The sequence below is a fragment of the Flavobacterium lipolyticum genome, assembly GCF_020905335.1.
Classification (GTDB): Bacteria; Bacteroidota; Bacteroidia; order Flavobacteriales; family Flavobacteriaceae; genus Flavobacterium; species Flavobacterium lipolyticum.
In genome coordinates, this window is sequence record NZ_JAJJMN010000002.1 from 1,288,857 (window position 1) to 1,303,325 (window position 14,469).

Annotated in this window: 16 protein-coding genes; all 16 read left to right on the plus strand. The window is 38.3% G+C overall.

Annotated features, from left to right (window positions below; all coding sequences use genetic code 11):
* The first annotated feature begins 98 nt into the window (after positions 1-98).
* The 16 genes from LNQ34_RS21930 to LNQ34_RS22005 all read left to right on the plus strand — a co-directional run bounded on the left by LNQ34_RS21930 (position 99) and on the right by LNQ34_RS22005 (position 14,424).
* Positions 99-437 carry a DUF4134 domain-containing protein gene (locus LNQ34_RS21930; RefSeq protein ID WP_230001342.1) on the plus strand — a complete coding sequence of 113 codons (339 nt, stop codon included), beginning with the start codon at positions 99-101 and terminating at the stop codon, positions 435-437.
* Between the two features lie 14 nt (positions 438-451).
* Positions 452-766 (plus strand): DUF4133 domain-containing protein, encoded by a 315-nt coding sequence (locus tag LNQ34_RS21935; protein WP_230001254.1) that lies wholly within the window; start codon positions 452-454, stop codon positions 764-766.
* 33 nt (positions 767-799) lie between these two features.
* Positions 800-3,268, plus strand: a complete 2,469-nt coding sequence (locus LNQ34_RS21940) for a TraG family conjugative transposon ATPase (protein WP_230001255.1) — start codon at positions 800-802, stop codon at positions 3,266-3,268.
* Positions 3,269-3,281: 13 nt separating this feature from the next.
* Positions 3,282-3,965: a conjugal transfer protein TraI gene (locus tag LNQ34_RS21945; protein ID WP_230001257.1), complete on the plus strand. Its 684-nt coding sequence runs from the start codon at positions 3,282-3,284 to the stop codon at positions 3,963-3,965.
* Between the two features lie 16 nt (positions 3,966-3,981).
* Positions 3,982-4,596 (plus strand): hypothetical protein, encoded by a 615-nt coding sequence (locus LNQ34_RS21950; RefSeq protein ID WP_230001258.1) that lies wholly within the window; start codon positions 3,982-3,984, stop codon positions 4,594-4,596.
* A gap of 11 nt (positions 4,597-4,607) precedes the next feature.
* The gene (locus LNQ34_RS21955) at positions 4,608-5,243 is read left to right on the plus strand and encodes a TerB family tellurite resistance protein (RefSeq protein WP_230001259.1); all 636 of its coding nucleotides are present in this window, start codon (positions 4,608-4,610) and stop codon (positions 5,241-5,243) included.
* A 4-nt stretch (positions 5,244-5,247) separates the two neighbouring features.
* Positions 5,248-6,444, plus strand: a complete 1,197-nt coding sequence (gene traJ / locus LNQ34_RS21960; protein ID WP_230001260.1) for a conjugative transposon protein TraJ — start codon at positions 5,248-5,250, stop codon at positions 6,442-6,444.
* Between the two features lie 29 nt (positions 6,445-6,473).
* Complete coding sequence (gene traK, locus LNQ34_RS21965) at positions 6,474-7,082, plus strand: conjugative transposon protein TraK (protein ID WP_255664670.1); 609 nt, start codon at positions 6,474-6,476, stop codon at positions 7,080-7,082.
* Positions 7,083-7,087: 5 nt separating this feature from the next.
* Complete coding sequence (locus LNQ34_RS21970; protein ID WP_230001261.1) at positions 7,088-7,345, plus strand: hypothetical protein; 258 nt, start codon at positions 7,088-7,090, stop codon at positions 7,343-7,345.
* Between the two features lie 11 nt (positions 7,346-7,356).
* Positions 7,357-8,643, plus strand: a complete 1,287-nt coding sequence (traM, locus tag LNQ34_RS21975) for a conjugative transposon protein TraM (RefSeq protein WP_230001262.1) — start codon at positions 7,357-7,359, stop codon at positions 8,641-8,643.
* A gap of 12 nt (positions 8,644-8,655) precedes the next feature.
* Complete coding sequence (traN, locus tag LNQ34_RS21980; RefSeq protein ID WP_230001263.1) at positions 8,656-9,504, plus strand: conjugative transposon protein TraN; 849 nt, start codon at positions 8,656-8,658, stop codon at positions 9,502-9,504.
* A gap of 30 nt (positions 9,505-9,534) precedes the next feature.
* Complete coding sequence (locus tag LNQ34_RS21985; protein WP_230001264.1) at positions 9,535-10,335, plus strand: hypothetical protein; 801 nt, start codon at positions 9,535-9,537, stop codon at positions 10,333-10,335.
* Positions 10,336-10,584: 249 nt separating this feature from the next.
* Positions 10,585-11,034: a hypothetical protein gene (locus LNQ34_RS21990; RefSeq protein WP_230001265.1), complete on the plus strand. Its 450-nt coding sequence runs from the start codon at positions 10,585-10,587 to the stop codon at positions 11,032-11,034.
* 68 nt (positions 11,035-11,102) lie between these two features.
* The gene (locus LNQ34_RS21995) at positions 11,103-11,405 is read left to right on the plus strand and encodes a hypothetical protein (RefSeq protein WP_230001266.1); all 303 of its coding nucleotides are present in this window, start codon (positions 11,103-11,105) and stop codon (positions 11,403-11,405) included.
* 12 nt (positions 11,406-11,417) lie between these two features.
* On the plus strand, positions 11,418-11,702 hold the full coding sequence (locus LNQ34_RS22000) for a hypothetical protein (RefSeq protein WP_230001267.1): 285 nt from the start codon (positions 11,418-11,420) through the stop codon (positions 11,700-11,702).
* Between the two features lie 1,798 nt (positions 11,703-13,500).
* The gene (locus LNQ34_RS22005) at positions 13,501-14,424 is read left to right on the plus strand and encodes a hypothetical protein (RefSeq protein WP_230001268.1); all 924 of its coding nucleotides are present in this window, start codon (positions 13,501-13,503) and stop codon (positions 14,422-14,424) included.
* Positions 14,425-14,469 lie beyond the last annotated feature (45 nt).

Sequence of the window (14,469 nt, forward strand, 5' to 3'; positions counted from 1 at the left end):
TCTCTGGTGCGGTATGGCTTTATGTGACAAGAAAATAGAGCTGCAACAGTGGTGTTCCTCTGCTTTTTATAATAATCAAGACTTTAAAATGATGTATGATGAGAAAATGTAAAAGAAATTTAAAGCGTATTTGGAAAAAGAATAAGGTGCTGGCTACTTCATGTCTTTTGTTACTCGTGATTAATGGAACCGGCTACGCACAGGACGGTGTTGCCGGGATTAATGAGGCCAATCAGAAAGTCAGAAGCTATTTTGATGCGGGTACAGAACTTATGTATGCCGTTGGAGCAATATTGGGGCTTATTGGCGCCGTAAAAGTTTATCAGAAATGGAATGCCGGGGATCCTGATACCGGTAAAGTAGCGGCAGCCTGGTTCGGCAGCTGTGTTTTTCTGGTTGTTGTGGCAACTGTAATTAAATCTTTTTTTGGGGTTTAAAGGCAAAGCATGCAATGTACAGCAGCGTCTACCAGATCAACAAAGGAATCAACCAAAGCATAGAATTCAAGGGTTTAAAAGCGCAGTACATCTGGTATTTAGGAGGCGGAGTTGTCGCCCTTATGATACTTTTTGCCATACTGTACATTATCGGCCTTCCTTCCCTTATATGTATTGGTTTGATAGCAGCAGCAGGTGCCTTTCTTGTGCTGAAGATTTATAAAATGAGCAATAAGTATGGAGAGTATGGCATGATGAAGGCACTAGCGAAAAAGCAGATTCCAAAATGTATTAAAGTGTACAGCAGGTCTGTTTTCATTAAGATATAGCCATAAAACGTTTGAAATAAAAATGAAGGAGAAATGGAGAAAAGGATCGAAAACGTACTGCCTGTTATGGCAGTGGAACATGACTGTATTGTATCAAAACAAGGGGATATAACAGTAATATTCAAGGTAGAACTGCCTGAGATTTTTACTTTGTCGGATCAAGAATATGAAGCTTTCCACCAGTCGTGGATCAAAGCAGTCAAGATACTTCCAAAGTTCTGTGTTTTTCACAAGCAAGACTGGTTTTTAGAGCAGCATTATAAAGCTGATTTTGCAAGTGATGACAGCAGTTTTCTCACCCGCAGCAGCGAGCGGTTTTTCAATGAAAGACCTTTTCTGGATCATTCCTGTTATATCATGCTGACCAAGAAACCCAGCGGCAGAAAAAATTCAAGTTCTCTTTTTTCTAATCTTTTAAGAAGTTCCATCGTCCCGGAAGAAACTTTAAATCCGCAGCTGCTGCAGGATTTTATTGACTGCACGGGACAGTTCAAAAGAATTATGGAGGACAGCGGTTTTGTAAAACTCACCCGTCTGAAGAATAACGAACTCAAAAGCGACAGCAGAAAAAAAGGACTAATTGAGCGGTACTGTTTCCTTTCTGAGAGGGAAGATTCCTTTGTCTTTAATGACATTACCTTTAATCAGGGCCTCGAGGTGGGTGATAAACACTGTCAGCTTTTCACCCTGGGCGACGCCGCTGATCTTCCGGCGCTGTGCGGTTCAAGGATTAATTTTGACCGGTATTCCACTGATAAAACCAAGTTCAGTATTGGTTTTGCGTCCACCCTTGGGCAGCTTTTATCCTGTAACCATATCTATAATCAGTATTTGTTCCTTGAAGATGCGCAGAAAACCATCCAGAAACTCGAAAACAAAAGATTACGCCTGCAGTCTTTATCGGCCTACAGCAGGGAGAATATGATTGCCAGGGATGCCACTAATGATTTTCTCAATGAGGCGGTTGCCCAGCAACGGCTGCCGGTTAAAGCGCATTTTAATGTGCTGGCGTGGAGCACCGATACCGAAGAGCTGAAGGAAATTAAGAACAAGGTATCCTCAGCGCTGGCCCAGATGGATGCAGCGGCGAAACAGGAAACAACTGGAGCTCCCCAGATTTACTGGGCGGGAATCCCGGGAAATGCCGCGGATTTCCCTATGAATGACACTTTTGATACTTTCACTGAGCAGGCGGTATGTTTTCTGAATATGGAAACCGGCTACAGATCTTCTCTGAGTCCAGTGGGTATTCGTCTAGGAGACCGTTTGACCGGCAAACCTGTCCACGTAGACATCAGTGATGAGCCTGTGAAAATGGGAATCTGCACCAACCGGAACAAATTTATTTTGGGTCCTTCGGGGAGCGGCAAATCGTTTTTCACCAATCATATGGTCAGGAGCTATTATGAACAAGGGACGCATATTGTACTGGTAGATGTTGGTCACAGTTATAAAGGGCTTTGTGATATGGTAAAAGGGTATTATTTCACTTACGATGAAAAGAACCCGATCCGTTTTAATCCCTTTTATATTTCAGAGGGAGACAATCTGGATACAGAGAAAAAGGAAAGCATCAAAACACTGCTGCTGGCACTGTGGAAAAAAGACGATGAAACCTTTAATAGGAGCGAGTATGTTGCTCTTTCCAATGCTTTGCAGCTATATTACGAAAAATTGGATAAAGAACAGGATGTCTTTCCAAGTTTTAACAGCTTCTACGAGTTTTTGAAAGAAGATTTTGTTTCCATTTTGGAAGGTGACAAGGTGAAAGAAAAAGACTTTGACATCAATAATTTTCTCTACGTGCTACGCCCGTACTATCAGGGAGGCGAGTTTGATTACCTTCTGAATGCCACAGAAAATCTTAATCTTTTAAAAGAGCGGTTTATTGTATTTGAACTTGATAACATCAAAGACCACCCTATTTTATTTCCTGTGGTGACCATTATCATTATGGAGGTTTTTATCAGCAAGATGAGAAAACTCAAAGGCATTCGCAAGATGATCCTCATTGAAGAGGCCTGGAAAGCGATTGCCAAGGAAGGGATGGCAGAATATTTACGGTATTTATTTAAGACTGTGCGCAAATTTTTCGGAGAAGCCATAGTAGTGACCCAGGAAGTAGAAGATATTATTTCTTCCCCTGTGGTGAAACAGGCTATCATCAACAACAGTGACTGCAAAATCCTGCTGGACCAGAGCAAGTACCAGAATAAATTTGATCAGATACAGGAACTTCTCGGCCTTACCGACAAAGAAAAAGCACTTGTGCTTTCGGTAAATAAAGCCAATGATCCCAATAGAAAATACAAAGAAGTTTTTATCTCTCTGGGAGGCATGCTTTCAAAGGTCTACAGAACAGAGGTTTCACTGGAGGAATATCTGGCTTACACCACCGAGGAAAGCGAGAAGGTGAAAATGAATGCTTATGCGGCAAAGTTCGGCGGTAACATCGAAAAAGGCATTGCAGCATTGGCTGAGGACATGAGAAACGGAATTTAAATGAAAATGAACAATGAAAAAGAAACTAATTACCTGCCTGATTTTGCTGCTGCTTATAAGCACTCCTGCAAGACCTGCCGAAAAAACCGCGGCACTTCCGATACTGGAGATCGTAAAGGCAGTAACCAAAAAAGTCATCAAAGCCATTGACCTGAGGATCCAAAAACTGCAGAACAAAACCATCTGGCTTCAGAATGCCCAGAAACAGGTTGAAAATGTGCTCTCCAAACTAAAGCTTGATGAAATCTCGGACTGGACACAGAAACAGAAAGACCTTTATAAAGGCTACTACGAAGAACTGGGGAAAGTAAAATCTATTATTACTCATTACCAGAGGATAAAAGATATTACCAAAAAACAGACAAAACTTGTGCAGGAATACGAAAAGGCGTGGAACCTGCTCAGACAGGATACCCATTTTAAAGACAGCGAGATTGCGTATATGGAACATGTTTACACAGGCATTCTTGAGCAAAGCATCAAGAACATTGACCAGATCTTTTTAATACTGGATTCCTTTACCACACAGATGAGTGATCTCAAAAGACTTGAAATCATCAATAAAGCCGCTGACCAGATTGATGCCAGCTATGATGACCTTCGGATGTTTAATCAGCAGAATATACAGCTCAGCCTTCAGCGGGCCAAAACAGAAGCAGATGTAAACCATGTGAAAGAATTTTACGGAATTCCATAATTTAAAAACAATCATAATGAAAAAACTGTTTTTTATATTCTCGCTGCTTATCATTTTCCCTCTGGGAATACAGGCTCAGGCAAAGCAGAGAAAGGAACTCCTGCTTCAGATTACCGCATTGCAGGTCTATATCGATTATGCTAAAAAAGGATATTCCGCTGTGTCAAAAGGACTCAATTTTATCGGTGATGCCAAAAAGGGAGAATTGAATCTGCACGGTGATTATTTCACCTCGCTTTTGAAAATTAATCCCAGAGTCAGGAATTATTACAAGGCAGCCGAAATTGTATCGATGCAGTTTAAAATAATGAACCTATATAAAAAAACCTCTGCCGATCTTAAGGCAGGCGACCTGTTTCACGGCAGTGAACTGGATTATATAGAACGTTCTTTTGAAAGGCTGCTTCAGAACTGCAGCAGCACTCTGGACCAGCTTTTGGCAATTACGACTGATTCAAAGCTGGAACTCAAGGATGACCAGAGAATTCAGAGGATTGATGAGCTGCATAAGACCATGCTGGAGGATTACAATTTCTGCATTTCTTTCAGCCGTGATGCAAAACTGCTTGCACTTTCAAAGTCGGCAGATCAAAAAGACACTAAGAATATGGATGCTCTTTACGGATTATAAACTTAAAAATAATGAAAAAGATATTGATTTTAGGACTGCTTATCTGCCTGTCTATGATACCCAGCAAAGCTCGTGCCCAGTCAGCAGAAATACAGCAGCTGATCCTGAACATTGAAAAACTCTCCCAGTTTAAAAAGATCCTCAGTAATATGAAAAAGGGCTATGAACTGCTCTCTGGAGGTTATAAAACAGTGAAAGATATGTCAGAGGGCAACTTCACCCTGCATAAAACTTTTTTAGACGCCCTTATGCAGGTAAGCCCCGCGGTAAAGAATTACAAAAGAGTGGGCGAAATTGTAAATTTTCAAATACTGCTGGTAAAGGAAAGCAGAAACGGGCTGAACCGGTTTGCGCGAAACGGCAGCTTCAGCCCGCAGGAAATTGGATATTTTGAAAAGGTTTACGGAAATCTTCTTAGCCAGAGCCTGCGGAATCTTGATGAACTCACTATGATCGTTACAGCTGATAAACTCAGGATGTCCGATGATGAAAGACTCCAAGCCGCAGATATGATCTATCTACAGATGCAGGATAAGCTGCTTTTTCTTCGAAATTTTAATGCATCGTCAAATATTCTGGCGCTGCAGCGGGCAAAAGAGAAAAATGATGTTTATGCTTCCAAAGAGCTGCAGGAACTTAAAAACTAAAGAGATGAAACTGCCAATAAAAGACAAAATTGTTCTGGCAGCCTTGCTGCTGCCATTTTTAAGCCGGGCACAGGGTCTGGGCGATAACATGCAGAGTCTGCACTTGGTGCTGGACCAGCTTTATGATGAGATGATGCCTTTGTGCAGTAATCTGCTGGCTGTAGGACAGGGAATTGCAGGATTTGGGACCATCTGGTACATCTCCTCGCGTGTCTGGAGACATATCGCAGCTGCCGAGCCGATTGATTTTTATCCGCTGTTCCGGCCCTTTGTAATCGGGTTTTGTATTATGATTTTCCCTTCGGTGCTGGCCCTTATCAATGGCGTTATGAAACCCACAGTTACCGCAACGGCTGCTATGGTAAAAGGATCCAATAATGCAATTGCTGTTCTTTTAAAAGAAAAAGAAAAGGCAGTGAGGCAAACCGATCCCTGGAAAATGTATGTAGGTACGGCAGGCACGGGAGACCGTGATAAATGGTACAAGTACACTCATGACGGATTAGACCCATCTGATGAGAGCATGCTTGCGGGTATAGGCAACGATGTGAAATTTGCCATGGAAAAGGCTTCTTACAGTTTTAGGAATTCCGTTAAGCAGTGGATGAGTGAGGTGCTGCGGATTTTATTTGAATCGGCGGCGCTCTGCATAGATACGCTCAGGACCTTCCAGCTGGTGGTGCTTTCTATTCTCGGCCCGCTTGTTTTCGGCATAGCGGTTTTTGACGGATTCCAGCATACACTGACGGTCTGGCTCGCGAGATACATTAACATATACCTCTGGCTTCCTGTTGCTAATATTTTTGGAAGCATAATCGGCAAGATACAGGAACTGATGCTCAAGCTGGATCTGTCCCAGGTACAGTCCACCGGTGACACCTTTTTCAGCAGTACTGACATTGCTTATTTGATATTTATGATTATAGGCATTATAGGCTACTTCACTGTGCCATCGGTGGCTAACTACATCGTTCATGCAGGCGGCGGCGGAGCCCTGAGCCAGAAAGCCACTACTCTACTCGGTACCTCAACCAGTTCTGTGATTTCCAAAACATCACAAGGAACGGCTATGGTTCTGGATTCCATGGGAAATGCAGCAGGAAGAATGTCACAGAGTATTTCCGCATCGGGCGCTTCGGCTCCCTATTTTGAAGAGAAAGGAAATTACATGAGCGACAGGCTTAAAGGAAATTCAAAATAAACTTAAAAGATCAGCTCATGTTCAGCAAAATGAAAAATATAGATACCGCATTTAAATACGTGAGGGGCTTTACAATGCTGGTTGTTATGGGCTGCGTTGTGATATGCTGTTTTACGCTTCACAAAAGTTTTCAGACCGTCGCTAAAATGCAGGACAAGGTATATATCCTTGCCGCCGGAAAAGCTCTGGAGGTATATGCATCTGAGAGAAAGGATAACCTGCCTGTGGAAGCCAGGGATCACGTCAGGACTTTTCATAAGTTTTTCTTCACCCTTGATCCTGATGACAAAGTAATTAAAACCAATATTACCAAGGCACTTTATCTGGCAGACGAGAGCGCCAAGCGGATTTATGACGACCTGAAAGAAAACGGCTTTTACTCTGGAATAATTTCAGGGAATATCAGCCAGACCATTCAGATAGATAGTATTGCTGTTGATATCAAAGACTATCCCTACCGATTTAAATGTTTTGCCAGACAGAACATCATAAGAACCACAAGCATTTTGAAAAGAAACCTGATTACGGAAGGAACCCTTCGCAATGTATCGAGAAGTGACAACAATCCTCATGGTTTTTTAATTGAACGCTTCAATACTATTGAGAATACCGATTTAGCGGTTGAAAACAGAAAATAAACCTTATGAAATCAATGTTTAGAAAAAAGGAAACTCCATTTGTTTATAACAAGTATTACACTGCTGCCCAGCATAAATGGACCCAGAAAATGAGCAGCCTAACAGAAGGGCTTTCCAGAAGAAAACTCATTTTGCTGCTGGTTTTCTTTACTGCCTTATCAGCCGGTTATTTTCTCTATAACATTTACGATTCGTTTACCGAGAGCTGCCCTGCATCACTTACAAAGGCAGATACCCCTTCAAAAATTAAGAAAATCCAATAAAAAACAAGAACATGGAAACAAAAACAATATCTCGTAGAGCATCTAAAAAACGCCAGATGCTACTGGTAATGCCCGTCATTACACTTCCTTTTATAACCCTGCTGTTTTATATTTTAGGAGGAGGCAGAATGGAAGCAGCGGGAGCTGAAAATGAAATCAAAAAAGGATTTAATTTTAATCTTCCAATTCCAAAATTCAAAGAAGATTCTTCCCTGGATAAAATGAGTTATTACGATAAGGCAGCTGTCGATTCTCTAAAACTGCAGGAGCAGATTAAAAAAGACCCCAATTACCTGAACCAAAAAATTCTGGAAGAATCTTTGAATGATTTTACAAAATCGGATTTTAGCACGCAGGGCTTTTCAAAAAACAGAACGGGTCTGAATTCAAAACCTCTTCAGGACAGCAATGAGCAGAAAATCTATGAAAAACTCCAGGCGCTTCAAAAAGCGGTCAGCCAGCCGGAAGTGCCGGATAAATACGGACATGATATGCGCGAGTTTGAAAACTACGGCTCATCAAAAGGTGTCACCGATGAAATACAGCACCTTGAAAAGATGATGTCGGTAATGGGAGAATCCACAGGGCCTGATCCTGAACTGGCTCAGCTGGGCGGCATGCTGGAAAACATACTCGATATCCAGCATCCTTCAAGGGTTCAGGAACGCTTAAAACAATCATCCGAGAACAAAAAGGGAAAAACATATGCGGTAAACCATAAAAAAGCAGAAAACAACATTTCTTATCTGGAGCAAGGTCCAGTTTCTACAGCTGTAAAGCCAAACTCTTTCTATTCAATTGAGCAGAATGATGATTCACAGCAGCAGAATTCAATTCAGGCCGTTATTCATGAAACCCAGACTATTGTAAACAGCTCAATTGTTAAACTTCGTCTCCAAAATGATGTGACGCTTCAGGGAAACGTCATTCCAAAAAACACTTTTTTATACGGCACTGCGGCTTTAAAAGGAGAAAGACTTGAGGTCAAGATTGACAACATTCAATACCGCAACTCAATTTTCCCGATTCAATTATCAGTTTATGACATTGACGGCATTGAGGGGATTTATGTTCCGGGAACAATTAACAGAGATTCAGCCAAGGCTTCTGCAGACCGCTCCATACAAACTCTGGGACTTACCGGCATCACGGATTCCTGGGGAGCACAGGCGGCAGGAATGGGAATTGAAGCGGCAAAAAGCCTGATGAGTAAAAAGGTGAAACTCGTAAAAGTTTTGGTTAAAGCCGGATACCAGGTACTGCTCTACGATGAGAAACAAAAGAATTTCAACCAATAAAAAGAAATAAATATGAAAAACTATAACTGGCTGGTTACGGCCTGCATGATCCTGATCTGCCTATCAGGTTATGCACAGATTATTACTAAGGATGCAGGTTATAATGAAGATAACTATAAAAACCTGCAGATCGGCTACTCTAAAACAACAAGCATCGTTTTTCCCTATGCCGTAAAAAGTGCAGACAAGGGAAGTTCGGATATTTTAATTCAGAAAGCCAAGGGAGCTGAAAACATCCTTCTTTTAAAAGCGGCAAAACAGCATTTCCCGCAGACAAATCTAACAGTGGTTACAGCTGACAGCCGGCTTTACGTATTTGTTTTAAATTATGATGATGCCTGTCCGGATTTAAATATAAAGGCTGATCATACCGCTGTTGTAAATAACGACATTCTGTTTTCGCTGGATCATGAAAACCAGAAAAAAATTGAGCAGAATGCCAAGCTTGCCTTATCAAAGAGTAAAAAGATAAACGGGCTAAAAAAGGCAAGATATGAAATGAAGATTACCGTTAACGGCATCTTCATCCATCAGGATGTGATCTACTTTAGAATGGTGCTGGGCAATACCTCAAAGATTAATTACGATATTGACCAGCTGCGATTTTTCATACGAGACCAGAAAAAGTCAAAACGCACCGCTTCCCAGGAAATCGAGATACTGCCGCTTTATTCTACTTATAGCTCGTCTGTTATTGCGGATAAATCCGAAGTCAGCATGGTATATGCTTTTTCAAAATTTACTATCCCGGAGAACAAATACCTCACTATTGAGCTTATGGAGAAAAACGGCGGCAGGCATATAGAAATAAATGTTAAGAATACTGATTTAACACATCTGGATATTCTTAACGGTTTTTAAAATCAGTAATAACTTTAAAATAATTGTATCATGAATCAGAAAAACCTAGAGTATTTGAAAGATCAGTTGAAATATACCGGTTTTGGAGAAACGTTCGATACTGAACTGAGAGAGCGTATGGCCAAAGGAGAAAAAGAATTTAAAATCACTCACAATGGTGTCTATAATAAAGATACAATGTCGGTTGATTTAAACTTTAAGAAATCAGACCAGACTGACATGTATTTTTTTAATTCCTATGATGTGAATTTAAAAAAAGACGATTCAAAGGAAGCATTTGGGCAGACTTTTTATATCAATAATGACGGTACGAGTATCACACTCAAGGAAGCTTACAATTTAATGCAGGGACGTTCGGTGAACAAAGACCTGAAAACTAAAGAAGGCGAAGCGTACAACGCCTGGATCAAAATCGACTTTAAGCAAACCGAAAATTCGAGCAGCTTCAAACTGAATCAATATCATCAGAACTATGGTTATGATCTAGAGGCCAGTCTTGAAAAACATTCCATTAAAGAGCTCCAGACTCCCAAGTACAAAGAAGACCTTATAAATTCTCTTAAAAAGGGAAATCTGCAGTCGGTAACTTTTACGGCGGGCGCAAGAGAAACAAAAATGTATGTCGAAGCTAATCCGCAGTTTAAAACCGTAAATGTTTATGATTCCAGTTTCCAGAGAATTAACCACCGTGAAAGTAAAGACCAGAAGCAGGCTGAAGGAGAAAAAACATCGGAAAAGCAATCTGCCACAAAACAATCTCAAACTGCTGAAGACAGCACCGAAACCCCTGCCGCAAACAAAAAAAAAAGAAAACAATCTAACTCAGTTTAGAAATTCCGGAGAATTAAATCTTAAGTCATAAATGAGCAGTTTCCCATAAACAGAGTAGAAATAGAATTGGGCCAGTGGAAAGCCTGAGAAGAACGCTTCAGTAGCTTGTTTTCAATTACACCGGCTGATAATAAATCTTTACTTGCAGAGAAACTGCGCCAATTTTAGAGAATCAGGGCTAAATACAAATCTTCAAAAAATATAAAAGAGCAGCATTCGCTTCGAATTCTTAAAATGGAAAGCAGCAGAATGTCAAAGCAGCTGTACCCAGGTTTAATTTCCCACTTTTTCAGAAAAATAATTACTGCTTCGCAAAATCAGATTTCCATTGGCAGTGATGTTAAAAAAGTAGAAAAAAATTTCAATCCGCTGCAGGAGCAGATGCAGCGAATTGGATTTCCGGACCTCTCAGAGAAATTAAAAATGTTAATTGAAAAAGAGCACGAAAACTTCACCCTGCCTCTATCCTATTACATTAATGAAAAGAAAAAATTAATCACACGCTTTCGTTTTCTAAAAATGCTGAAGGATATTTTGAGCTTGAAGGATACAAAATCAACCTGTATAATAGTGCTGTTCCAGAAGAAAACAAACAATATTATTTTAAAAATGAGCAGGGATACAATTTCAAACTGCATGAAGTCCATAATTTATTATCCGGCCGCTCGGTATATCATAATGAATCATGGTTCCAGATAGACTTTAACGATAAAGATGCCGCAGGAAATAATCATCTGAAAGAATTTCGAAATGGATATGGTTACTATTTGGAAAAGACATTAAAAGCTGTTCCTTTAAAAGCTACCTCAAATAAATTTGAATTTGAGAAACTAAAAAATACTTTAAAGCAAGGTGACAGGATATCAGCAGTATTGATTAAAAATGGAAAAGAACAACTATTCCATATTGAGGCTGATCCTCATTTTAAATCTTTAACAATCTACGATCAGCATTTACGTAAAGTAGATATAACTTCATTACGAACAGAGCTGCAAAAAAATCATGAACAAAATCAGAATCTTAAATTACCCCAAAACAATCAGTCGAGAAGAACCGGAATAAAAATCTAAATAACAAGAGTAATGGACCAGCTAAATCCTTTAACGCAATTCTTCAAAGCAATAGAAAAAGATCAACGTATCAGCATTACGCATATTGGAATTTTTGCGGCATTACTACAATTCAGAACTGCTGCAGGTTATATTAATCCTATTAAAGCATATAGGCATGAAATTATGAAGATTGCTAAAATAAGCGGCCCTGTTACCTACCATAGATGTATCAGAGACCTGAATGATTACGGTTATATAAATTATCTTCCAAAGAGAAATAGAAATCAGAAGAGTATAATTTATTTCACCGTTTAAGAGTTTTCTAAAATTCTCAGTAAAAGATAGCAAAGCTGTTTTTATGAGAAACTTGAGTTCTTTATCTCACAAGTAGATTTTTTTTTGCCACAAAAAGTTTAGGTGTTTTTTTAAGATATTTTACCACTTTAAGTTTTGTGGCAATATCATGGTGCGCATTATTTGGATCAATATCCAACACGACATCCAAACCAAATTCTTAAAGTCAACGAAATGCAAATACTACATGTAGTAGGCCACTCTCTTAAAATCTTCAATAAAAATGTATAGAAATTTGTCCCATCGAATTCACCAAAAGTCGCCAATTCAAGACAATTGACGCCTTTTTTTACATATACTACTAGCCCCGATTGCTTCGCTCGTGTGCAGTGAAAATCCTTTTGTGCCGGGGTTCGGCATAAAAAATTGCAACGTATAGCGGGAAAAAGCTCCTAAAAATGCAGTATATACAATTGATAATGATCATCACTTCAATTAGATTCTCGTAACAATTATTAATACCCAATTAATTCAGGCCGTGCAGAATTCTGCCCAATACTACATCAAAGAAAGAAAAAGCTATATTTTTCACGTCAGCAAATATTCCCCAATAATCGAAAATATCAATTGGTTGAATTTCACCGCCAATTCTATGAAGATCAGACGCGTTAAAAAAAACAACCCCAAAACAGAAAAAACACTTTAAAAGTATCCCCCCTAACCCTTGACAGGCCAATACTTTTTACCTAATTTTGCCCATGACCCCAGAAGAAATAAAACGCTATTTTGAAGCCACTCCCCCTCCACAGGAAGTGGAGTTAAAGCCCCTAGAAATAAGGGCTTTGATACAACAATTCAAGGAGCAAATGTTACTTTTTTAAATGTTTTAATCATTGACCTGAAAAAACAGCGTTTTTTTAGAAAACTTTGGAAACCTGGAAATGTTTATACTTAAACTACTGTAATTCAGCCGTTTGTTCTGTTTTATTTTAAAAACCTGATCTTGAATAAGTTTCCAATCTTTAGAAACTTAATATAAAACAAAAAGTATACTTTATTTGATTAGATCCGCAGCTGCAGTTTGTCCAGTTGAGATTTTTTTACACTGAACCTAATACACCTGAAGACGATGAACTAGATTTACTGATCATCCTAATTAAAGATTTTGAAGATAAACACTATCCAATACTTAAACTTAATGCTTTACACGTAATGAAAGCAAAAGCATTAAAAATATGGAAAAAATTGATTACATGGATAAAAAAATAACGTAAAAACAAAAAAGTCCTTACAACTGGCCAATCAAAAATTATGAAAATTTTAAAGTTCGCACAGTTCTATAGAAGTCAAAAAATGAGATGGTTTAGATATTTTATAATTGATTAAACGAATCTATTTTTGTCAAATGATACAAATAATAGGCTTTTTAACGCTTTAAACTGTAGAATTCTTAAAAACTAGCTCGCAGATTTGCAGTATTTTACGTATTTATTATAAATAAAATTCCAAATAATAAAGAAAATGTTTACAAAAATCTAAATTTAGTTGTTTATTTGCATCCGATTTTAAAATTTGGCGCCAACTTTAACTTCATTCATTTTATTAATCTGCTGTATTCTGTTTAATTGTAAAATTAAAATTTACAGCTATGTCGAAAATTCTATCTCGACGTGAAAAAAGATAGATTAAATTAATTAAAATTTTGAAAATGAAAAGAATTTATGTTATAGCTGTGTTATGCATGGCTTTAGTTTCTTGCAATAATGAAGATCAGTAAAGCGCTGAATCAAATTCACTAGCTGAAAAGGAATTAAATGTGATGAGTTTTTCTTCTGAAGAAAAGATGGAAGAAAAAATAAACGAAATTGTTGCAATTAAGTCTGAAAACGAAAGAAAAGTATTAGCCGATTTCAATAGACAAGAAGCTTTAAAAGGATATAATGTAAGTAATAAGAGTACTAACGATTCTGATATTAAAAAACAAAACGAAGCCATTTATAACAGTTTAAAAGCTTATCATAATTTAGTTCTTTCAAGCATTTATGAATTAAGAAAACAATTAAAATTTACAAGTATTCAAAGTATTGCTGATGAGATAAACTCTTTAAATGCAGTTGACCCTGAAAAGGCTGTTTATTTAACTAAGATTTATAGAAATTTACTTATAAAGGATCCTAAAATTGGTGTAGTTAGTACTATTTTTGATGGTAGAACATCAAATGTATTAAATGCAGATGGTATTGTCTTAATTAATGGTAAGAAAATGGATTATGATCAGTATTTTTCTGTTCCTAGTGAAAAAAATAACACTAGGAGATATGTTGGTGATGAAGCTGTAGCTGGATCAGTAGCTGTAATAAGTAGAGATTATAAGGCTTTCTACTCTGCTGGAAGAGAAATTCATAGAAACGATCTTGGAGTTAAGTTTTTCAGATATTTTACCGAATTAAAGACGTTTTCTGGATATGCTCCTATGCCTGATAGTTTTGTTGCATGTCCGAGTACTTTTAATGTTGACCCAAGTTCTGTTGCTGGTTTTGCATTAAGTAATACTGTTGCTATAGGAGACTATTCTTTTACTTATCCATATCTATCAGGTTCAGGTGTTTCTGTTAGATACTCAGGAGGAAAAATAAATAATGCTTATGTGCCAGTTGGAGGTAAGTTAAAAGCAACTTTCACTACGACCATTGGTGGGATAAATAGAGAAATGAGCTGTGATTTGGAATATAAAGAACAATAATTAATAATCTGCTTCGTAAATTATTTTGCGAAGCAGATTATTTTA